The organism is Chryseobacterium sp. MA9 (assembly GCF_024399315.1).
In the GTDB taxonomy this organism is placed as follows: domain Bacteria; phylum Bacteroidota; class Bacteroidia; order Flavobacteriales; family Weeksellaceae; genus Chryseobacterium.
Map to the genome: position 1 here is coordinate 554,745 of NZ_CP075170.1, position 21,079 is coordinate 575,823.

At 36.5% G+C, this 21,079-nt stretch carries 16 protein-coding genes; 7 read left to right on the forward strand and 9 right to left on the reverse strand.

The features are described from left to right. Positions 1 to 37 precede the first annotated feature (37 nt). Positions 38 to 727 carry a Bax inhibitor-1 family protein gene (locus KIK00_RS02530; protein ID WP_255814996.1) on the forward strand — a complete coding sequence of 230 codons (690 nt, stop codon included), beginning with the start codon at positions 38 to 40 and terminating at the stop codon, positions 725 to 727. A 474-nt stretch (positions 728 to 1,201) separates the two neighbouring features. Here KIK00_RS02530 and KIK00_RS02535 read toward each other — a convergent pair whose 3' ends face one another. From KIK00_RS02535 to KIK00_RS02555, 5 genes are all read right to left on the reverse strand, one after another. Then, positions 1,202 to 1,450, reverse strand: coding sequence for a hypothetical protein (locus tag KIK00_RS02535; protein WP_002980002.1), 249 nt, complete (start codon positions 1,448 to 1,450; stop codon positions 1,202 to 1,204). Beyond that, on the reverse strand, positions 1,450 to 1,758 hold the full coding sequence (locus KIK00_RS02540) for a co-chaperone YbbN (protein WP_047384463.1): 309 nt from the start codon (positions 1,756 to 1,758) through the stop codon (positions 1,450 to 1,452). The genes KIK00_RS02535 and KIK00_RS02540 overlap by 1 nt, the downstream gene beginning before the upstream one ends. A gap of 129 nt (positions 1,759 to 1,887) precedes the next feature. Then, positions 1,888 to 2,520 carry a peroxiredoxin gene (locus KIK00_RS02545; RefSeq protein ID WP_103235396.1) on the reverse strand — a complete coding sequence of 211 codons (633 nt, stop codon included), beginning with the start codon at positions 2,518 to 2,520 and terminating at the stop codon, positions 1,888 to 1,890. A gap of 147 nt (positions 2,521 to 2,667) precedes the next feature. Next, positions 2,668 to 5,607: a pitrilysin family protein gene (locus tag KIK00_RS02550; RefSeq protein WP_255814997.1), complete on the reverse strand. Its 2,940-nt coding sequence runs from the start codon at positions 5,605 to 5,607 to the stop codon at positions 2,668 to 2,670. 33 nt (positions 5,608 to 5,640) lie between these two features. Then, positions 5,641 to 6,834 carry a pyridoxal phosphate-dependent aminotransferase gene (locus tag KIK00_RS02555; protein WP_255814998.1) on the reverse strand — a complete coding sequence of 398 codons (1,194 nt, stop codon included), beginning with the start codon at positions 6,832 to 6,834 and terminating at the stop codon, positions 5,641 to 5,643. Positions 6,835 to 7,063: 229 nt separating this feature from the next. On the opposite strand from KIK00_RS02555, the gene KIK00_RS02560 reads away from it, so the two are divergent. From KIK00_RS02560 to KIK00_RS02585, 6 genes are all read left to right on the forward strand, one after another. Next, the gene (locus KIK00_RS02560; protein ID WP_255814999.1) at positions 7,064 to 8,401 is read left to right on the forward strand and encodes a M20/M25/M40 family metallo-hydrolase; all 1,338 of its coding nucleotides are present in this window, start codon (positions 7,064 to 7,066) and stop codon (positions 8,399 to 8,401) included. Between the two features lie 97 nt (positions 8,402 to 8,498). Further along, positions 8,499 to 9,134 (forward strand): 16S rRNA (guanine(527)-N(7))-methyltransferase RsmG, encoded by a 636-nt coding sequence (gene rsmG / locus KIK00_RS02565; protein WP_255815000.1) that lies wholly within the window; start codon positions 8,499 to 8,501, stop codon positions 9,132 to 9,134. Positions 9,135 to 9,196: 62 nt separating this feature from the next. Next, entirely contained in the window at positions 9,197 to 9,601 is a 405-nt protein-coding gene (locus tag KIK00_RS02570) for a hypothetical protein (protein WP_077414471.1), read from the forward strand. Next, complete coding sequence (locus KIK00_RS02575; RefSeq protein ID WP_255815001.1) at positions 9,601 to 10,137, forward strand: DUF922 domain-containing protein; 537 nt, start codon at positions 9,601 to 9,603, stop codon at positions 10,135 to 10,137. The genes KIK00_RS02570 and KIK00_RS02575 overlap by 1 nt, the downstream gene beginning before the upstream one ends. Further along, a complete protein-coding gene (locus KIK00_RS02580; protein ID WP_255815002.1) occupies positions 10,134 to 12,821 on the forward strand; it encodes a PD-(D/E)XK nuclease family protein in 2,688 nt (895 codons plus the stop codon). The genes KIK00_RS02575 and KIK00_RS02580 overlap by 4 nt, the downstream gene beginning before the upstream one ends. A 182-nt stretch (positions 12,822 to 13,003) precedes the next feature. Beyond that, complete coding sequence (locus KIK00_RS02585) at positions 13,004 to 15,367, forward strand: patatin-like phospholipase family protein (RefSeq protein ID WP_255815003.1); 2,364 nt, start codon at positions 13,004 to 13,006, stop codon at positions 15,365 to 15,367. 140 nt (positions 15,368 to 15,507) lie between these two features. Here KIK00_RS02585 and KIK00_RS02590 read toward each other — a convergent pair whose 3' ends face one another. From KIK00_RS02590 to KIK00_RS02605, 4 genes are all read right to left on the reverse strand, one after another. After that, complete coding sequence (locus KIK00_RS02590) at positions 15,508 to 17,466, reverse strand: T9SS type A sorting domain-containing protein (protein ID WP_255815004.1); 1,959 nt, start codon at positions 17,464 to 17,466, stop codon at positions 15,508 to 15,510. Positions 17,467 to 17,626: 160 nt separating this feature from the next. Then, positions 17,627 to 18,805: an acyl-CoA dehydrogenase family protein gene (locus KIK00_RS02595; protein ID WP_255815005.1), complete on the reverse strand. Its 1,179-nt coding sequence runs from the start codon at positions 18,803 to 18,805 to the stop codon at positions 17,627 to 17,629. A 128-nt stretch (positions 18,806 to 18,933) separates the two neighbouring features. Next, positions 18,934 to 19,722 (reverse strand): NUDIX domain-containing protein, encoded by a 789-nt coding sequence (locus tag KIK00_RS02600; RefSeq protein ID WP_255815006.1) that lies wholly within the window; start codon positions 19,720 to 19,722, stop codon positions 18,934 to 18,936. A gap of 16 nt (positions 19,723 to 19,738) precedes the next feature. Then, on the reverse strand, positions 19,739 to 20,923 hold the full coding sequence (locus KIK00_RS02605) for a sugar MFS transporter (RefSeq protein WP_255815007.1): 1,185 nt from the start codon (positions 20,921 to 20,923) through the stop codon (positions 19,739 to 19,741). Positions 20,924 to 21,079 lie beyond the last annotated feature (156 nt).

Genomic DNA, 21,079 nt, shown 5'->3' on the forward strand with positions numbered 1-21,079 from the left:
AATTTATTTTCGATTAACAACTAAAAAAATATTAACTATGATGACAGATGTTTTAGTCGCTCATTCCTCAGAAGTGGAGAAGGCGAGTTTTTACAAGAAGACGTATTTGCATGTTGCTTTATCTATTCTTGCATTTATTGGGGTTGAAACTATATTATTGAAAACTGTTCCGGCAGAACTTATTGCAATGATGTTTGGTCAGAGATATATCTGGTTACTGATTATTGGAGTTTTTTGGCTGGCTTCTGTTTTAGCTTCCAAATGGTCTCTTTCACAAAGTAAATCTACCCAGTATTTAGGGTTAGGATTTTACATCTTGCTGGAAGCGATTATCTTTATGCCTCTGCTTTTTATTGCAATCAATATGACAGGTGGAACAAATGTGATCTTCCAGGCTGCTACTTTAACTATTGCGATGTTTGCAGGTATTTCTGCAGTGGCGTTTACTTCTAAAAGAGATTTTTCTTTCTTAAGAAATATCATTGTAATTGGTGGATTCATTTCAATCGGGCTGATTGTAGCAGGAATGATTTTTGGTTTTAACCTTGGATTATGGTTCTCCGTAGGAATGGTACTTTTAGCTTCTGCTACTATTTTATATCAGACAAGTAAGTTAAAAGACTCTTATGGAACGAACCAGTATGTAGGAGCTGCGTTACAGCTTTTTGCTTCTATTATGCTTCTTTTCTGGTATATTCTGAGTATTTTGATGAGCAGAAGAAACTAATTGATAAGTTGATTTTATCTTTTAAAATAATAGTCCCGGTGATATTTTCATCGGGATTTTTTTTAACACAAATGTAAATAAATGGTTTCACAGATAGCACAAATTCAATAGAAATGGGCTTTAGTTGAAACTCATAACGATTTTAAAGTTGTTTTTATAGCTAAAGATTTTACAGATCAGATAGTTGCGTGTATTTATTTGTGTCATTTGTGAAACCATTTGTGTTATTTGTGGTTTGGGAATTTAAACCCAAAAAATCCTGATGAAAATATCACCGGGATTTTAATTGGTTATTCTTTACAATTTTTCATGCAACTTCCAGCCTCATATGACCCGTTAAAGTCCTTTGAAGTACATTTTACAGTTGAAATAAAAGATTCTTAAAGAATAGAAAAAGTATAGTGATGAGGAAAACCTCTGGTATTGTATATTTTGTGTTTTTACAGTCTTTTGATTAAAAATAATCGCAAGATGTTATTTGTCAATTGATCCTAAAACCTTCTGGGCAAAAGAGTTTAAAGCATCTTTTTCACTCATTCCGTTCTGTACGTTGGCGTGAACTTCTAAAGCTCCGCAAATGTTGGTGATCAATTCTCCTGCAACATTTAAGTCTTCTTCGCTTGTTCCTCTGAATTCGCAGAAACTTTCCAGTACCTCTAATGTTTTTTCAAGGTTTTCAGGAGTCTGATTCTGATAAAACTGTCTGATTACGGGTAATTTCATTATGCTAATTCGTTAAAAAGGTTAATTAAACTTTCTGTCTGGTTAGATTGAACCTGGTTAACCAATTCACCGTTTTTAAAGATGGCGAAAGTAGGTAAGTTGTCTACTTTTGCTAATTTTCTGCTTTCAGGAAGTTTTTCAGCATCTACATATAAAAATGGGATCGTATCATTTTCAGATGCTAATTTTTTGAATTTCGGCTTCATGATTCTGCAGTTTCCGCACCATGTTGCACCATATTGAACAACTACTTTTTCGTTGTCGTTAACTATATTTTGTAATGTATCTTCGGTTAATTCTGTGTACATAGGTTAAATTTTAAGAATTAAAATTTAACAATGTAACAATTTAATAGTGTATCAATATACCAATAAAAAACATCTATTGCTACAACGATACATTGTTACATTGTTAAATTACTAGATTGTTAAATTGAATTAGTTCTTAGCTAAGTATTCTGCTGTAGAAGTTCTGTCAGCTTTCATTGCATCTTTTCCTTCTTCCCAGTTTGCAGGACATACTTCACCATGTTTTTGAACGTGTGTGTAAGCGTCGATTAATCTTAAGAATTCTTTTACGTTTCTTCCAAGAGGCATATCGTTTACCGCTTCGTGGAAGATTTTTCCGGTTTCGTCGATAAGGTAAGTAGCTCTGTAAGTTACGTTAGAACCTGTGAAAACTTCGTTTCCATCCTCATCATATTCGAAATCCTGATCAACAATTCCTAATGTATTTGCCAATTGTCTGTGAGTATCAGCTAAAAGTGGGTAAGTTACTCCTTCGATACCTCCGTTATCCTTTGGAGTGTTCAACCATGCGAAGTGTACTTCGTTTGTATCACAAGATGCACCAATTACTTTAGTGTTTCTTTTTTCGAATTCACCTAAAGCCTCCTGAAAAGCGTGAAGCTCAGTAGGGCATACAAAAGTGAAATCTTTAGGGTACCAGAATAAAAGAACTTTTTGCTGGTTGTTTACTGCTTCATCAAGGATGTTGATTTTTAGATCGTCACCCATTTCAGACATTGCGTCAATTGTTAAATTTGGGAATTTTTTTCCTACTAAAGACATAATTTTCTGTTTTTATATTTAAATTTCTATTGCAAAGATATGAAAGATTCATCTATCGAACAAACTAAAAGCGATAAATAAAATCTATAATTGTTTTTAATGTGTTATTAAATAAAAAAGCCCTGAGAACAGGGCTTTTAGTTTATTTTAGTAACCAAATATTTCAGTTAAATTAAGTTTTTTTACTTCACCTAGTTTCTTCATATCGGCCTCATTCACTTTATCTTGAGAAGCCACAAGACAGTATGTGTAGTTTTTATTCTTCATTTCCTTATCATGGAAAGAATTGATATCTGTGAAAGACAGTTTTGGTGCCTGTTCGTAGACATTCTTTCTCATGTCAAAACTGTTTCCAAGTTTTTGAGATTTCAGATAAGAGAAGATAATTCCGTCCTGAGTGATTCTTTCAGAAGCAATCGATTTTTTCAATCCACTTTTTGCTGTTTCGAATAACTGCTCAGATTTTGGAAGAGTTGTTAAAAGCTCATTCATAGCCGTTGTAGACTCGTTGAATTTGTCTGCCTGTGTTCCTACATACGCCATAATCATATCCTTATCTGTCTTCTTGCTAGGAAGTGCAAAATAAGAATATGTAGAGTAGGCCAGTGCCTTAGATTCTCTGATCGTCTGGAAAACAATAGATCCCATTCCGCCTCCGAAGTAGTTGTTGAACAAACTTACGGTAGGAGTTGTGGAAGGATTGTACTGGTCAGAATTTCTTACCCAGAAAACTTCTGCCTGCACCATGTCATAATGAGCAAATAATACTTTGTTTTTATCAGTAGGGATCTGAGCGAAAGTTTTAGACTTAGGAAGATCTTTCAGTGCTGCAGGAAGTTTGTGTACGGGTTTTAAAGATGCTACTACTTCGTTTCCTGATTTCGGACCGTAATACAGTACTTTATGTTTGAAATTGAAGAGGTCGTGAAGCACATTAATAAGATCTTCAGCTTTTAATGCATCAAGTTCAGCATCGCTCAGCACATTGTTGAAAGGATTCTGTGCTCCATACTGTGCGTAACTTCTCAGTCCGGCCATAATGGTTCCTTTGTTTTGTTTCGCGTTTGCTCTGGCTTTCTTCAGTCTTGTTTTGTAAGCATCAAGAGCCCCTTGATCTGCCTGGCAGTTTTTAATCAGATCTTCAAATAAAGCAATCGTTTTATCGAAGTTTTCATTTAAACCTTCAAGAGAGACATAAGTTTCTTCATTTCCTGCCCCTACATTGAAGCTTGAAGCAAGTTTGTAGAATTCTTTACTGATTACTTCTGAAGATTTGTCTTTAGTTCCTAAATACTGAAGATATTCTGCAGCTATAGGAAGAATTTTGTTATTCCATTTTCCTGAATCAAAGTGATAATACATTCTGAACAGCGCATTGTCTGTATTTTTTACAGAAAGTACGTCTACATCAGCTAGTTTGTTTTTAGCGATGTCTTTATCGTAATTTAACCATACCGGAGCAATTGGGTTTTCAGGCATTTCATCAATCTTCTTAAGGAAAGGAGACTGGTCTTCTCTGTTAACGGAAACCGGTGTGATGGTTGGTTTATCAACTTTTACAATGCTTTTATCTTCACCTTTTCTTTTGTAAACTGCAACGTAGTTGTTATTCTGAAGATATTTGGATACGAAATCCATGATGTCTTTCTTTGTAAGCTTGGAAATTTCATCAACATATTCTAACGATGCTTTGTGGTCAATATCCGAAGTGAATTCATCCATCAGAATACTTGCTCTTGATGAATATTTTTCATCCTTCTGAATAATACCTTTCTTTTCGTTATTTACGATAGATTGAATAAGATCATCAGAAAATTCTCCTTTTCTTAATTTATCAATCTCCTGAAGAAGAAGATTTTTTACTTCATCCAGAGACTGTCCTTCAGTTGGTTTTCCTTGTAAAAGTAATACTGAATAATCTTTTAAAGCATAAGAACCTGCATATGCTCCCAGTAACTTTTGTTTTTTTACCAGATCAAGGTCAATTAATCCTGCCTGTCCGTTGGTAAGCATATTTCCAACAAGGTTCAGCATTCTTGCATCTTTCGTAGATGCTCCCGGGAATCTGAAACCAAGCATTACATTTTCAGGATTTGGTCCTACAACTTCTTTTACAATCGGAGATGTAATTGCTTTTTCCTGTCCTATTTTATATTCAGGAATAGCTTTAGGCTTCATGTATGAGAAAGCCTTGTCGATCTTTGCAATTACTTCATCCGGGTTAAAGTCTCCGGACATAATGATTCCCATGTTGTTGGGAACATAATAATTGTTATAGTATTCTCTGATAGCGTGTAGAGAAGGGTTTTTTAAGTGTTCAATGGTTCCGATGGTTGTTTGCTTTCCATAGTTGTTGTTAGGGAAAAGGTTGGCAAACATCGTATCAAAGACTTTATCTCCATCATCATCAAGAGATCTGTTTTTTTCTTCATATACAGCTTCAAGCTCAGTATGGAAAAGTCTCAAAACCGGTTCTCTGAATCTTTCAGCCTGTACTGCAAGGAATTTGTCAAGAACGTTGGCGGGTACATCTTCTGTGTACACCGTCTGTTCAAAGGAAGTGAAGGCATTGGTTCCGTCAGCTCCCATACCAGCCATCATTTTGTCATATTCATTCGCAATTGCATATTTGGCAGCTTCTCCTGAAACTCTGTCAATCTCTTTGTAGATCTCTTTTCTTTTAGCTTCGTCCTTCGTTTGGTTGTACTTTTCGTAAAGAGCGTCAATCTGGTCTAAAAGAGGTTTTTCTTTCGCCCAGTCTTTAGAACCAAACTGATTGGTTCCTTTGAAAAGCATATGCTCCAGATAATGGGCAAGACCTGTGTGATCTGCAGGATCGGTTTTACTTCCTGCCTTTGTGGCAATATACGTTTGTATCCTTGGGTCCTTATTTGTAGGGCTCAGGATAACTGTTAATCCGTTCTTTAAGGTATAATACCTTGCTGAAGTAGGATCATTGGTAACGTATTTGTACTTGTAGCCATTAGAATTTCCTTCTTTCCACTGGAAATCCTGGCCAAAAGCATATCCTGCAAAACTTGCTGCGGCAATACTGGTTGCGATGGTTAGTTTTTTTAACAGATTCATTGCTGTTGTGCTTTATTTTTGGTTATTAGTTTGCTAATTGAATTGTTCCAATAAATTTTTGATTCGTTTCATAGCTTCTCTCAAATCTTCCTCAGAAGCTGCGTAAGAGAATCTGATACATTCCGGACTTCCGAAAGAGAATCCGCCAACACAGCCTACATGAGCATTTTCCAGAAGGAACATGGCAAAGTCGTCAGAGTTCTTAATTTCGGTTCCATTCAGGTTTTTTCCGATATAGTGCGAAATATCCGGGAAGAAATAGAATGCTGCTTTAGGAAGCAATACTTTAAATCCTGGGATTTCTTTGATCAGTTCATACACAAGATCTCTTCTTTCTTTGAAAGCATCAATCATATATCTGTATTCAGAAGGGTCTGTTTTCAATGCAGTAATAGATGCTCTCTGTGCCATAGTGTTGGCCCCGCTGGTCATCTGTCCCTGTACTTTTTCACAAGCTTTTGCCAGCCATTCCGGGCATGCAGAATATCCGATTCTCCATCCTGTCATTGCAAATGCTTTTGACATTCCGTTGATTACCGCTGTCTGTTCATATACTTCAGGAAACTGTGCGATAGAAGTTGTTTTTGTTTCGTAATTGATATACTCGTATATCTCGTCAGAAATTATTGTCACCTGAGGATATTTGGCGATAACTTTTGCGATGGATTTTAATTCGTCGTAAGTATAATAGCCGCCTGACGGATTACATGGAGAGCTGAAAAGTACTGCTTTTGTTTTCTCTGTAATAGCTTCTTCAAGCTGTTCTGCTGTCACTTTAAAGTCTGTTAAATAAGATGTAGGAAGCATTACGGAAGTTCCGCCCATCATTTTTACCATTTCATCATAGCTTACCCAATAAGGAGCTGGAAGAAGAACTTCATCACCATCATTGATAATGGATGCAAGAACATTCAGAATAGCTTGCTTAGCACCATTTGAAACACAGATCTGGGTAGGTTTGTACTCCAGGTTATTATCTCTTTTTAATTTGTAAGCAATAGCCTCACGCAGTTCCAGAAATCCGGGTACAGGAGAGTAGTGGCTGTAGTTTTGGTTGATGGCATCAAAAGCTGCCTGTTTGATATTGTCCGGAACATCGAAATCCGGTTCACCAAGAGTTAAGCTGATCACATCTATTCCGCTGGCTTTCATTTCTCTGGCCTTGTTTGACATTACAAATGTCTGTGAGTATCCTAATCTTTTTACTCTATCTGAAAGTTTGTCCATCTATTTTTTGAATTTTAACAAATATATAATAAAAACGTTTTGCAGGAATAATAAAAATGGAGCTAGTTTGAAGATTTTTGTCAGGTTTTGATCAATTGTATTCTGTTACGAAATCATTATGCTTTTTTGCAATTGGGCAAATGTCAATCTGTAAAGAGGATAATTCATCATAAAAAATGACTTCTGAGACTCAGGGTTTTGTATCTTTAAACAATCTAAGACCTGTCCTATGAAATATTCCCTTTTTTTATTGCTGATTTCCTGTGCTGCTTTCTCTCAGAAATATTCAAAAGATGATGAAGTGAGAAAATATGTTACGCAGGTAAATGAAGATTCATTAAAATCATACATCGGTAAGCTGGTAAGTTTTGGAACCAGACACACTTTAAGTACAACAGATAATCCAAAACAGGGGATAGGAGCAGCAAGAAACTGGGTTATTAAAAAATTCAATGATTATGCAAAAAATTCCGGAGGCAGAATGGAGGTGTACCTTCAGCAGGAAGATATTCAACCGGATGGGAAAAGAGTTGATAAACCAGTAAACCTGGGAAACGCCGTTGCTTTTCTGAAAGGTACAGATCCCAATGACAAAAGAATCTTTTTGATTGGCGGGCATCTTGACTCAAGGGTGACGGATGTGATGAACAGAACTTCCACGGCCCCCGGAGCCAATGATGATGGCAGTGGAGTAAGTGCTGTGATTGAATCTGCAAGGATATTAAGCAGATCTTCATTTCCGGCCTCTATTATCTTTGTGGCTTTTTCGGGGGAAGAGCAATCCTTGCTGGGATCTAAACAATTGGCAGAAAAAATTAAAAGAGAAAATTTACAGCTGGAAGCCGTCCTGAATAATGATATGATTGGCAATCCTAAAGCCGGAGAAACAGGAGAAATCAATACCCGTACACTCCGTGTATTCAGTGAAGGCCTGCCATATAAAGATTTAGACAAAAAGGCAATGACGATCAGGAATCTGGGTTTTGAAAATGACAGCGAATCCAGACAGTTGGCAAGATATATCAAAGAAATTACAGAACAATACGTCAAAGGACTTGAAATAAAACTGATGTACAGAAATGACAGGTTTTTGCGTGGAGGAGATCATACCAGCTTTGTTAATAACGGATTTCCTTCCGTAAGATTGACTGAGTACTATGAGAATTATGACCATCAGCACCAGGATATAAGAGTGGAAAATAATAAACAATACGGTGATCTTCCGGAATTTATTGATTTTAAATACCTGAAAAAGAATGTGGCTGCCAATATTGCAGTACTGGCCAATCTTGCGAAATCTACTGCAAAACCAGAGAAAGTGGAAATGGACGTTAAGGAATTGACGAATTCTACAACGCTTCATTGGGAGAAACCAAAATCAGGAACTCCTGCAGGATATTACGTGCTGGCAAGGGAAACAGACAGCCCGATATGGCAGAAAAAAATGTTTACGACAGAGCTTTCCATCAAAGTTCCGCTTTCCAAAGACAATTATATTTTTGCGGTACAGACAGTCAGCCAGTCCGGGAACCTGAACGTTCCTGTAATTCCGGGTATTGCGAAGTGATGACCTCTGCTGGAAAACAAGGATCTGGGCCTGCCGGGAAAAGTAGATTTGAATACAAGAGAAATAAAACTTATTTTTGCGGTTTATAATAATTCACATGTCTGCATCGTTACTATTAAAATATTTCCCGGATCTTACTGAAAAACAGATAGAACAGTTCTCGCAATTGGAAAATCTGTACAATGAATGGAATGAAAAGATCAACGTAATTTCCAGAAAAGATATGGAATCGCTGTATGAAAAGCATATTCTGCACTCTTTGGGAATTGCAAAAGTGATGGAATTTGCACCGGGAACTAAGGTTTTGGATATCGGAACCGGAGGAGGTTTTCCGGGAATTCCTTTGGCGATCCTGTTTCCTGAAACAGAATTCACTCTGATTGATTCTATCGGTAAAAAAATCAGTGTGGTACAGGCTGTAGCAGAAGGTGTAGGATTGACGAATGTAACGGCTATCCACGGAAGAGCAGAAAAACTGAAAGAAAAATTCCACTTTGTAGTCAGCAGAGCAGTAACCCAGATGCCGGAATTTTTAAGATGGCTGAAAGGGAAGTTTGAAAAAGAACAGTTTAACCCTAAACATAACGGTATTTTATATTTAAAAGGCGGTGATCTTGCAGAAGAACTGGCCGGAATTAAATGTGAAATATTCAACCTTAAACACTATTTTGATGAAGAATTTTTTGATACTAAAAAAGTAGTTTATGTATCAAAAGGTAATTTTAATTCCTGATTTTTATGTAAATAAGGAATAATTTTTGCTAATATTTGTTAATAATCAGAAAATTAAAGGTTATGAAAAAACTTTTAAATATTGGATTTTCAGTATTACTGTTTGGCGGGCTTCTGGTTTCGTGTAATGATGACGATTACCATACAATCGAATCTATTGATAAGATCAAAATAGACAGCGTAAAAATTGTCAATGATACTATGGACGTCTTTGCGATACAGAGCATAAAGACTTATTCCACCTATCCGTCTCATTGTGATGGCTTTTACGGCTATGATTATATTTACAATACTAATCTTGAAAGAACAGTTACTTCCTACAAATATATCACAAACGGACCTTGTACGCAGGGAAGTTATGTAGGAGCCAATCAGATCAACTTCAGCCCGCAGAGAAAAGGAACCTATACTTTTAAATTCTGGAACGGAGGAAATAACTGGATTACGAAAACAATTGTGGTAGAATAATGAGATTGGCTTTTGTGTTGTGCTTATTGGCAGCTGAGATGGTATTCGGGCAAAAGATCACCTGGGAAGAAGGCAGAAAACTGACCTGGGATAATTTTAAAAGTCCGGTGAATAGGAAAAAAAATCCTGATGTGGCAGCGTATACCCATTGCGGCTGGGAATTTTCCTCTATAAAATCTTCCAATCCAAAAGCGCCGGTTACCATTACCATTAAAACCATATTTAACGAAGAGAAATCCTGGAAGGATGTTAAAAAGATGGATGATTACATCCTGCTTCACGAGCAGAAACATTTTGATATTGCAGAATTATTTGTGAGAAAATTCAGAAAGGCAGTTGCTGAAAAAATCAGGACTTCCGGTGATTATAACAAGTATTTCAAAGCAATTTATGACGGGATATCCACCGATTATCAAAACTTCCAGATGGCCTATGACAGAGAAACCCGTCACGGGATCAATAAAGAAAAACAGGAAGAATATAATAATACGATTTCTGAACAACTAGACAATTTAAAAAGCTATCAAGCCCCTTGAAATTCCTCAATAAGATCATTCACGAACTGTTAGCGCAAAACCCGGACCTTTCTGCGTTTAATATCATTCTGCCCGGAAAACGTCCCATTGTATTTATCAGACAGATTCTGGAGGAAAATAATTATTCAGGGCTTCTTCCCAATTTTTTTACTGTAGAAGAACTGATCAATAAAATTGCCGATCAGCAACCGATTCAGGGAATTCCGCTGTGGCTTTTCTCATTTGATGTGTACAGAAGTCTGAATCTTATTCCCAGAGATGATTTTTCGGACTTTTTGAAATGGTTTCCTACACTGCAGAAGGACTGGGATGATATTCTCAAATTTTCAGACAGTGATCAGGCAGTTCTTCAGTATATGTTTGACGAGGAAAGGATCAAAGAATGGGCCCAGGACCTTGGTGAGGATGATGATGTCCCAAGAAAGAAGTTCCTTAATTTCTGGCAGAATATGAATGTTTTTCTCCCCGTTTTGAAGGAGAGACTGCAGGAAAAGAACTGGGCGACTTCGGGAATGATTCATGAGGCTGCTAAAGCTAAGATTATTGATTTTGCTAAAAACACCAAAGAAGAATTTGTCTTTTGTGGGTTCAATGCCTTTACTCCAGTGGAGGAAAAGCTGGTAAGAAGTCTTTTGAAATGGAATAAGGCTCAATGTTTCTTTCAGGCAGACCATTATTATTTCGATGACGAAAGACAGGAAGCCGGAAAGTTTCTGAGAAACCATAAAACCTGGAAAGAATTTGATGAAAACAGAACTTTTCAATGGATAGAAGACGACTTTAACCAACCTAAAAAGATTAAGGTATACGAAGTATCCGGGAATGTGACCCAGACCAAAGTACTGCCCGAAATTTTTAAGGAGATCAATAACAAAACCTATTCCAATACAGCAGTGGTATTGCTGGATGAAAACCTTCTTCCTGCAAGCCTGGATGTGATGCATGGTGTTGATAATTTGAATATTACGATGGGGTTTCCATTGAAGAACTTATCTTTCTCCAATGCTGTAAAACGTCTTTTCTATCTGCAGAAACAACTGGAAAAAAATAAATCTTCCTATTATTACAGAGATGTTTTTCCGATTCTGGAAGAACTTCCTAAATCTGATGAAGACGAGCTTGTTATCAATGATTTTAAAGCCAAAGTAGAAGAAAGGAATATAGTTTATATTTCTAAAAAGCTTCTCTACGAAATGCTCAGCGGGTTATCATATTTTAACCTTCTTCAAAAAGCTGAGGGAACAAATAGGTATATGGATATGCTCATCACGTTCTGCCAGCAGGTAAAATGGCTGGAAATAGATGATATTCAGTATGAGAATGTTTCTCACTTTGAAAATGCATTCAGAATTATCAAAAATCAGCTGACTCCCTACAATATTGAAATTAAAATGGAAACGTTGGAAATTCTGATCAACCAGCATATCAATTCTGAAAGTATCGATTTTCAGGGAGAGCCGCTGAGAGGATTGCAGATTATGGGATTGCTGGAAACCCGTCTTCTGAATTTTGAAAACATCATCCTGCTTTCTGTGAATGAAGGAAAACTGCCGCTTGGTAACTCTCAGAACACCTATATTCCTTTTGATATCCGAAGGTACTTTGATCTTCATACTTTCCTGGAAAATGACAGCATTTATGCTTATCACTTTTACAGGCTGATTCAGGATGCTCAGAATGTTCACTTACTGTACAATGCATTAAGTTCTGGAGTGAATACCGGAGAAAAAAGCCGTTTCATCACACAGATTGAAATGGAGAGTTCACACGAGATTGAACACCTGATTATTGAAAATTCTTCCGAGCCTATTATCACCAAACCTATAGAAATTTCCAAGACGCAGATTGTACAGGAGCGTCTTCAGAAATGGAAGGAAAAAGTATCCGCATCTCACCTTACAAGTTATCTATATAATCCGATTGATTTTTATCTTTCCAAGATTTTGAATACCTCGGAAACGGATGAAATTGAAGAAGAACTGTCTGTGAAAAATTATGGGAATCTGGTCCATTATTCACTTCAAGAAGTATATGAGATGTTGAAGGGTAAGGTTTTAAAAGAAAGTGATTTAAAAGATTCAGTTAAAGCAATAGATGAATATATAAATATTGCCATTGAAAAGCTGAAACATCAGCCGGAATTCTATGAGAAGGGTATGAATTATATTCATAAAGCAATTGCCAAAAAAGTGATTGAAAATATCCTGAATCATGATCTTGAACTGATAAAACAAGGTAACAAACTGGAGATAATCGACATCGAAAGAAAGTTCGAAAACATCGACTTTCCTCTTGATGGAAATGATAAAATTTCTTTCTTCGGATTCATTGACAGGATTGATAAACTGAACGGAACGCTAAGAATTATCGATTATAAAACAGCCAAGATCAAAAATCTCAGCGTGAAAATTGATGGAGACAATGTAGCTGAATATTTCCATAACAGTGAAAGAAAGCAGGCGCTTCAGCTTTGTATTTATCATTATGTGGTGCAGCATCTTCCTGAGTTTTGGGGATACCCAATTGAAACAGGAATATGGAGCTTTGCAGATGCTAAAAAGGGAATGGTTTCTCTGCAGTTTGATAAAGGAAATATTGATGATGCAATGAAATCGGTCAAAAGTCTGATCCTTGAAATCCTGAATCCTGATGTCAATTTTGTGGAAACTATAAAAGCATATTAAAATTATTTAATATTGATCGGATTATTTATTTTGTTTGAAAATCAATATGTTATTAATTTTAAGTAATAGATGAAAATACATTTATTTACTTCACACAAACGTCCGTAAAGCAGGTAACTTTTTTGTGTATCTTTACTCCTTATAACTTTTAAAGTTTCAATCGGATACACCAAGAATCAACAATGAAAAAGATCCTGATATTTTTTGCCATAGCTTTCTCTCTTATTATCAAGTCTCAGCAAAAGAATGATTCCCTGAATATTGCGCTTCAGAATGTGACCAAAGACACTAAATTTGGTCTTGCTCTCAGTGGCGGAGGTGCAAAGGGGTTTGCACACATTGGGATTCTGAAGATAATTGACTCATTGGGTATCAAGGTAGATTATATCACTGGAACCAGTATGGGAGGGATTCTGGGCGGTTTGTATGCAATGGGGTATAATGCCGATCAGCTGAAGCATACGATCTATAAAATGGACTGGAACAGGATTCTGAGCAATAAAATCCCTTACAGCAAAGTCAATATCAGTGAAAAAGACGAATATGACAAATACATTCTTGAATTTCCGGTAGTCAAAGGGTTTCCGACTCTTCCAGGCTCGTATATTGAGGGACAGTATATGGGAGAGGTTCTTAATACACTTACTTTCAACGCAAAACATATCAATGATTTCAGCAAGCTGAAGATTCCTGTTCAGCTTACTTCTTCTGATATTGAAAACGGTGGTCTGATAATGCAGAAAGAAGGCTCTTTACCGCTTGCTATACGTGCTACATTGGCAATTCCTGCAGCTTTTGCACCTGTTTATATTGACGGTAAACTTTTGGTAGATGGTGGGTTAGACCGTAATTACCCTGCTAATGAGGTTCGGGAGATGGGTGCTGATTTTGTGATCGGAGGTTATACCGGTTTCAGGCTTTTTACCAAGAAAGAAATTGAAAATCCGATGAAGATGATTTATCAGACTCATGCCATCCGTTCGGTAGAGGACTTTAAACATCAAAAGGAGCTGTCTAATGTATTGGTAGACTTTGTAGATCCATTGGGTGAGATTACAACGAAGGATTTTGCCAAATTCAGGAGGATCATCAAAATTGGAGAAGTAGAAGCGAGAAAACACCTTCCTGAGTTTGTAGCCCTGGCAGAAGCCCAGCGAAAAGCAGGAATCCAATATGAACATCAGATGATTGAAGAGGTGAAACTGCCTACTACGAAATTCACTTTTAACGAAGAAGACGGAACTCCTATTAACGATGCTGCGGAGATTGAAGTGCTTAAAAAGCAAATGGGGCTGACGGAAGGGAAGTATTACGATGCAAAAACCGTAAATGAAGCAATAGACAGGGTATTTGGAATGCGTCAGTATGTAAAGGTGTATTATACCTACACGAATGAAAATAACGGTCTTGTGATGAATATTTTTGTGAAAAGGGCAAAAAAAGGAGCTTTTAAGCTGGCTCTGCACTATGACACGGAACAATCGGTAGGAATTATTGTTAATTATACTTACAGGAATATTCTTCTGAACAGATCTCGATTTCTGGCAACTGTAGATATTTCCGAACGTTTTAAGGCTAAGCTTGCTTATCAGCAGTTCCTTGATAGCGGAGAGCGTTTGTGGCTGGATCTGGAGGCTAAGATGGTTAATCTTAAAAGTAATGACTTGAACTTCAGATTGTATGATATAAGCGAAGACGGCAGCGATCGTTTTCCTAACCATATGTACCGTAATATAACCGGAAAGATTGCTTTGAATTATAACATCAATCCAAATGCTTACCTATCATTGGGAACAGAGTTCAGCACAGAAAGAATGTACAGCTTACTGGATAAAGTGGATCAGGCAAAAGTGGATAATTACAGTAAAAAATTATATAACCACAGCAATTTCAACACTTTTCTGAAATTTGAACAGAATAATCTCAATAAAAGATATTTTACTACAAAAGGGAATCATCTTCAGGTGAGTACAAGATTTTATTACGGTGACAGATATCAACTTTATGATCTGAACACAGTACAGCCGCTCCTGTATCTGATACTTAATCCCAAAGAATCTTATTATTACGAGCCTAAAAACCTGGTTTCATTCACTTTAAATGAGAATTTTTTCTATCCGATCACAAGAAGGCTGACTGTCAAAGCAAATGTATTTTTGGGAGCAAGTTTTGGATCAGGGAAGGAAGATCAGGTTCCATATCTCTTCCTGAATCAGAAATATAATCTTGGAGGGAGTGAGTATAATTATGATCTCTTAAGCCCTGAATTCAACGGTCTTCGTCAGAAAGAACTTCCTATGACTTCGGTGGCTAAAACAGCAATATCATTTCAGTACAGGATCATGAAAAGACTTTATCTTACTCCTTCGTTCAGCTATGGTAAGGTGAGTGAAGAGCTTTCTCCTTTTAATAACAGTTTCGACATGTTTGGGTATGGGGTAAACCTGGGATATGAATCTCTTATAGGGCCTATCAGCTTAAATGTTTCCAGAAACAGCCAGCTTGATTTTTCAAGAATATATTTCAGCGTTGGTTTTAAGTTTTAAGTATCAGTAGAATTTATTACTTAAACTGTCAATTTAAGTAAGACTATTTATTATATCAATGATTTATTAATATAAAAAAAGCACTTCATTGCTGAAGTGCCAAAATTAACTTGAAATGAGATATAGAAGAGTGATTGATTTTACAATTTTACTTTTTTATTAATGACTTTTCCATTAGAAAGGGTGATTTGTACCAGATATACACCGGATTCTAAATTTCTGGATTCAAATAAAGGCTTATTGACTTCCTGCTGAACGATCAGCGCCCCGGAAATACTGTAAATGCTGATGTTTTTAATATCATTGACGGATTTTGCAATAATCTGCTGTCTCTGAGAATAAATATCGGTCGTATTTTCAGCAGATAACGTACTTCCAATCGCTTTATTGAATTGAAGATTATAATAAGGAGTTACCACTTCAAAGGTGTAGTTTTTATTCTCCATATCCTGTACATTAATACCTCCGGCTTCACGATATTGTTTTTGAGAAATACTTTTTACCAACGTTTTATTTTCATCAAAAATGTTCACGGCTGTAAGTTCATCCTGATCTACTTTTAATTGTAAAAGTGAAGAGGTAGCAGACTGTACAATTTCGTTTTCAGCAATTTCTTTAGGGGTGTTTTTGATGTATGGAATTACTTTATTTTCATTGTTTTCCGATACTTTCAATAGATAAACTCCGTCCTTTAAAGTTGATAAGTTACGTTCATTGGCTGTTCTGCTTTGAGTTTTTTCTTTATTAAAATCTGTAATTTCAACCAACTGCATGCTGCCCAAATCCGGTTTGATCTGTGAAGATAGGAGGGATGGCTTTTCAGAGATTTTCTCTGCCGGCTGCTTACCGAAAATAGATCCTGCAATAGCCCATTCATTAAGAAGTCCGCCACTTCGTAGTGTATTGAATTTGGCGTTGGAAGCTAGAGTGAATGGAAGGATTCCTCCAACATGTCCCAGTGGTCCCCAGTAAAAAGAATCCAGTTTGTATTTATTCAGATCCCACCAAGGATAATATCCGCGCTGAACATCAATAGTTTTGGAAGTATTTTCAGGCGGAATAGCTAAATCAACAGTAGAATGGCCTAGTGTCATAGGTGTTTTGTTGTACCAGTCGTACACATCCTTAGGTTTCATGCACTGTCTTAGCTTGTTATTGGGATTATTGGTGACATCATTCACGAAGCTGGTTGTAAAGAGTTTTCTCCATATCACAGGACCCCATAAAAGCCCGCCATTATCCTGAACAACGTGGTAATTGTATTTATCAAGGTATTCTGCAGAAATAACTTCTGAAATATTGCTGTTATATGTTTTGTATCCTGTATTGTTGCAGGTATGAAGAACATTGGCCAGGAAGGAGGTAAACGGATAAATATCTTTTTCCAGAACTCCCTTATTTAAAGTAACTCCGGAGAAATCATACGGCCCGTCACCCATATAGGCATATTTAAATTTAATATTATTGGGATTCGAAATGCTTAATCTTTTTAAAGTAGACATCGCCGCATGAGCTCCCTGGGAATATCCGGCTAAAAAGTACTCATCATAGCGTTTGACACCCAATTGACCCAATACTTTATTGGCAGCAGTGATGAAATCAATGGTAGCGCCTGCTTCAGTTGCATAGTCTACATAAGGGTGTACTCCGTCTCCAGTTCCCATTCCTACATAGTCAGGAGCCATTAAAATATAACCATTGAGGACGTAAGACAATTCAACAACAAAGCCCGCCGTTAATGCTCCTTTGAAATTAGACGGAACATTATTTCTCCTGTCTGTTGTACCATGATCTGATACAACTGTTGATAATTTAAATCCTACATTGGGATACATAAGCAGTCCGGTGGCCTTTACAAGAACATTATTTTCATTTTTGGTGTAATAAGTAATCTTGTAGCCTTTTAGACCTACATTAAAACTGTTCAGGTAGCCGGCAAACTCCGGAGCATCCTGGTCACCAAGATTATTGGAGATAAAATTGATGACTCCCTGTGGTGTCAGGTCCAGTTTCTGTTCGGCGCTTACTACGTCTCCAGCCTGCTGTGCAAAATAGAATGGGGCAGTAATGCCCAGTAAAAAAGTCGTAATTTTTTTCATATTGATGATTTTTTGTGTTCATTAAGGTAATAACTTTAATAAATAAACAAAAATATTACAGCATCAATAATTATTCATTGAATATCAATTCTCTGCAAAGTGAGTAAAACAAAAGAGTCTGACCATTGGTCAGACTCTTTCTTTATATGTTTGTCTTTCTTTAGAAAGCGTTAATTCCTGTTATATCTAAACCAGTGATTAACAAATGAACGTCATGTGTTCCTTCATAAGTGATTACAGACTCCAGGTTAGCAGCATGTCTCATCATTGGGAATTCACCCATGATTCCCATACCACCAAGGATCTGTCTTGATTCTCTGGCAATTTCAATAGCCATATTTACGTTGTTACGCTTAGCCATAGAAATCTGAGCCGGAGTTGCTTTGTGGGCATTTTTAAGATTTCCCAGCTGAAGGCATAATAACTGGGCTTTTGTAATCTCCGTTAAGAATTCAGCCAGTTTTTTTTGTTGAAGCTGGTAAGAACCGATTGGTTTTCCAAACTGTCTTCTTTCCTTGGAGTATTGAACAGCAGTGCAGTGGCAGTCAATGGCAGCACCGATTACTCCCCATGAAATTCCATATCTGGCTGAGTTCAGACAAGATAAAGGTCCTTTCAGTCCTGTTACCCCCGGAAGAAGGTTTTCTTTCGGAACTTTTACGTTATTGAATACCAATTCTCCGGTTTTTGAAGCTCTTAAGCTCCATTTATTATGAGTTTCAGGAGTAGTGAAGCCTTCCATTCCTCTTTCAACAATCAATCCCTGTACTTTTCCTTCCTCATTTTTGGCCCATACCACAGCGATGTCGCATAGAGGAGAGTTTGTAATCCACATTTTAGCCCCATTCAAAAGATAATGATCTCCCATATCTTTAAAATACGTTTCCATAGAACCCGGGTCTGAACCGTGATTAGGCTCTGTCAATCCAAAAGATCCGATCATTTCTCCGGCAGCAAGCTTAGGAAGATATTTCATTTTCTGTTCTTCAGAACCGAATTCATTGATAGGAAACATCACCAAAGAGCTCTGAACCGAAGCTGCAGAACGTACTGCAGAATCTCCTCTTTCCAACTCCTGCATAATAAGACCATAAGAAATCTGGTCTAATCCTGAACCGCCATACTCAACCGGGATATAAGGTCCCAGTGCTCCGATTTTCCCCAATTCTCTCATAAGATTAGGTATATCTGTATGATTCTGAGCGGCATGATCAATCTGCGGCATTACAAAACTTTCAACCCAGTCTCTTACAGATTGGCGGATTAGTTTGTGTTCTTCAGTAAGTAAAGCATCAATTCCATAATAATCAGGGATGCTTGTAAGAGGATAATATGACATGATTTTTTGATTTGGTTAAAAGTAACATTTTTCGTGGTGTCTTGAAAATTTTTTTGAAAACTTATCTTAAGATTGGTTTTCAGACAGATAATGCTCTTTTTATTTGTTTATAAGATAAATTCTGTGTTTTAAGCCTCCTCATCATTGGATATAGGATACTGATTGGTAGAATTGTGAACCTTGCTTTTAAATTTATACAGATAGGGCGCTTTATTGGCTGAGCCATCATACAGTTTTTCCAGCCTGTCAAGAATATTTAAGCTTAAAATTTTACGCTGGAAATTATTTCTTCTGAATTTTTGGCCTAAAATGGTTTCATAAAGAGACTGAAGATCTTTCATCGTAAACTTTTCAGGAAGCAGATTGCTGGCTGCTACCTCTGTATTGATATTCATCCGCAGGTATTCTAGACCCGTTTCTATGATTCTGTCATGATCAAAAGCCATCTTGGGCAGATTGCTTACCTCAAACCATTCACAGCTTTCATTGAACGCATCAGGGAAAGTATTGGCCATTGAAAAGTCAATAAGGCTGCAATAACCCACCGTAATGAATCTTTGAAAAATCCAGTGATCTTCCGGTACCTGAATTCCTTTGTTGTTAAGAAGGATCTGATGAACGTTATTTTCTGTACGGTCTATTCTTCCAAACGTGTGAAACTGTTTCAGAAATATATCTTTAAGATGTGTTCTTTCGAATAAAACCCTTGCTGCGGCTTCCCTTAAATCTTCATCATTGAAAACAAAACCACCTGGAAGTGACCATAGATCAAGATCGTGATACTTTAAAAGCAGGACTTTCAAAATATTATTATGAAAGCCGAATATAGTACAGTCAACAGATATATGGGCAACAAAATCTTTGGTATCGATAAGTTCCCGCAGTGTTTCTTTACTTTTTGTGTCTTTGATTTTCATGGCTGTAAAAATAAAACTATTTTCTTTTTGAAACGTTAAAAAATACCAAACTAGTCACAAAAAGAAGAATTACGAAAGATAAGATATATAACGGATAAAAATTTAATAACTGTTTTTCAAACAGAACAGCCATGATAATCGAGCTTACAGAGCTGCCCAGTGAGGAAAATATAACAATAAGAGAGGTGAATAAGTTTACTTTTTCTTTATCCATCTGTGCAATCATTTTTGAATTGATAACAGGGTAGAGTGGTGACAAAAATAAACCGATCACCGGAAATAAGAAGAGAATTACCTTTGAATCTGCTGAATCAAAATACTGTACACCTACAATAATTGCCAACAAAGAAATGATGAAAGCCATACATGAAAGATAGTAGCCTGGCAATGAAAATCTTCGGATAATATTGGCTGTTACTGTTCTTCCTACATAAGAAAATACCGCCAGAAAAGATGTTGCCTGAAGGGCAAAAAATGAATTGACTTTCAGATGATTCTTATAAAAAGAGGGAAGCCATGAGTTGAATCCCTGCTCTACAAAAACGATAAAAAATATAACGCCAAGGAACAATGTTATAGAAGGAGTTACAAACCCTGAAAGTTCAGAGAACACACTTTTATTTTCCAAAGGTTTGGCCTCAGAAATTGTAATTTTTGATAACAGGAATATTGTTAATGCAGATAAGAAAGCGATTAATAAAAAACAAAATTTCCAATATTCAGAGTATTCACTTGATACCACCCATCCAAAACAGGTATTGACTACAAAGATTCCAATCATGAAAGAAGCTTCTACACTGTTCATGGTCTTTGCCAGCGACTTTTCATCCGAAATGTTGTTCCTAATAATTCCAAAAACGCAAATTTTACCAATGGCAAAACAGGCTCCAATAATAGCAAACCATAATTTGAAAAACCAGAAAACCTCTATAAATGGCAGCAGGCAAGAACAAAAGCCAACAATTACCAAAGCCGAAATTAATGCTTTTTTTGTTCCCGTTTTGTTGATAAAGCTTACTGCAAAAAGAGAAATAAAAGCGATGGGCAGGTCTTTAAATGATTCTAAAAAACCCAATTCTCCGTAAGTAATTTTCTCTTCAGACAACTGCAGAATGATCAATCCCATACAGTTCAAAACCATTGAAAAAATAAGAAAGGTAAGTTTTAACGGAATAGAAATTTTAGAAAGCTTGATGATCATTTTGGGAGACTTCTTTATTGTTTTTTTGTGAAATTTTATGAAATATTGATGCGAAGATAGGGCTTCTAACCCTGAAAAATAAAAGAAAAATTAAAATATTTATGAATTGAATGTTAATTAATTGAAAAAAAATATATTTTTATTGTCTCAATTTGA

Bases quoted from the DNA above. Each gene is read 5' to 3' on its own strand.
- KIK00_RS02555 (WP_255814998.1), bottom strand. From the start codon at position 6,834: ATGGACAAACTTTCAGATAGAGTAAAAAGATTAGGATACTCACAGACA.
- KIK00_RS02605 (WP_255815007.1), bottom strand. From the start codon at position 20,923: ATGATCATCAAGCTTTCTAAAATTTCTATTCCGTTAAAACTTACCTTT.
- KIK00_RS02530 (WP_255814996.1), top strand. From the start codon at position 38: ATGATGACAGATGTTTTAGTCGCTCATTCCTCAGAAGTGGAGAAGGCG.
- KIK00_RS02570 (WP_077414471.1), top strand. From the start codon at position 9,197: ATGAAAAAACTTTTAAATATTGGATTTTCAGTATTACTGTTTGGCGGG.
- KIK00_RS02535 (WP_002980002.1), bottom strand. From the start codon at position 1,450: ATGAAATTACCCGTAATCAGACAGTTTTATCAGAATCAGACTCCTGAA.
- KIK00_RS02600 (WP_255815006.1), bottom strand. From the start codon at position 19,722: ATGAAAATCAAAGACACAAAAAGTAAAGAAACACTGCGGGAACTTATC.
- KIK00_RS02540 (WP_047384463.1), bottom strand. From the start codon at position 1,758: ATGTACACAGAATTAACCGAAGATACATTACAAAATATAGTTAACGAC.
- KIK00_RS02550 (WP_255814997.1), bottom strand. From the start codon at position 5,607: ATGAATCTGTTAAAAAAACTAACCATCGCAACCAGTATTGCCGCAGCA.
- KIK00_RS02595 (WP_255815005.1), bottom strand. From the start codon at position 18,805: ATGTCATATTATCCTCTTACAAGCATCCCTGATTATTATGGAATTGAT.
- KIK00_RS02585 (WP_255815003.1), top strand. From the start codon at position 13,004: ATGAAAAAGATCCTGATATTTTTTGCCATAGCTTTCTCTCTTATTATC.
- KIK00_RS02590 (WP_255815004.1), bottom strand. From the start codon at position 17,466: ATGAAAAAAATTACGACTTTTTTACTGGGCATTACTGCCCCATTCTAT.
- rsmG (WP_255815000.1), top strand. From the start codon at position 8,499: ATGTCTGCATCGTTACTATTAAAATATTTCCCGGATCTTACTGAAAAA.
- KIK00_RS02545 (WP_103235396.1), bottom strand. From the start codon at position 2,520: ATGTCTTTAGTAGGAAAAAAATTCCCAAATTTAACAATTGACGCAATG.
- KIK00_RS02575 (WP_255815001.1), top strand. From the start codon at position 9,601: ATGAGATTGGCTTTTGTGTTGTGCTTATTGGCAGCTGAGATGGTATTC.
- KIK00_RS02560 (WP_255814999.1), top strand. From the start codon at position 7,064: ATGAAATATTCCCTTTTTTTATTGCTGATTTCCTGTGCTGCTTTCTCT.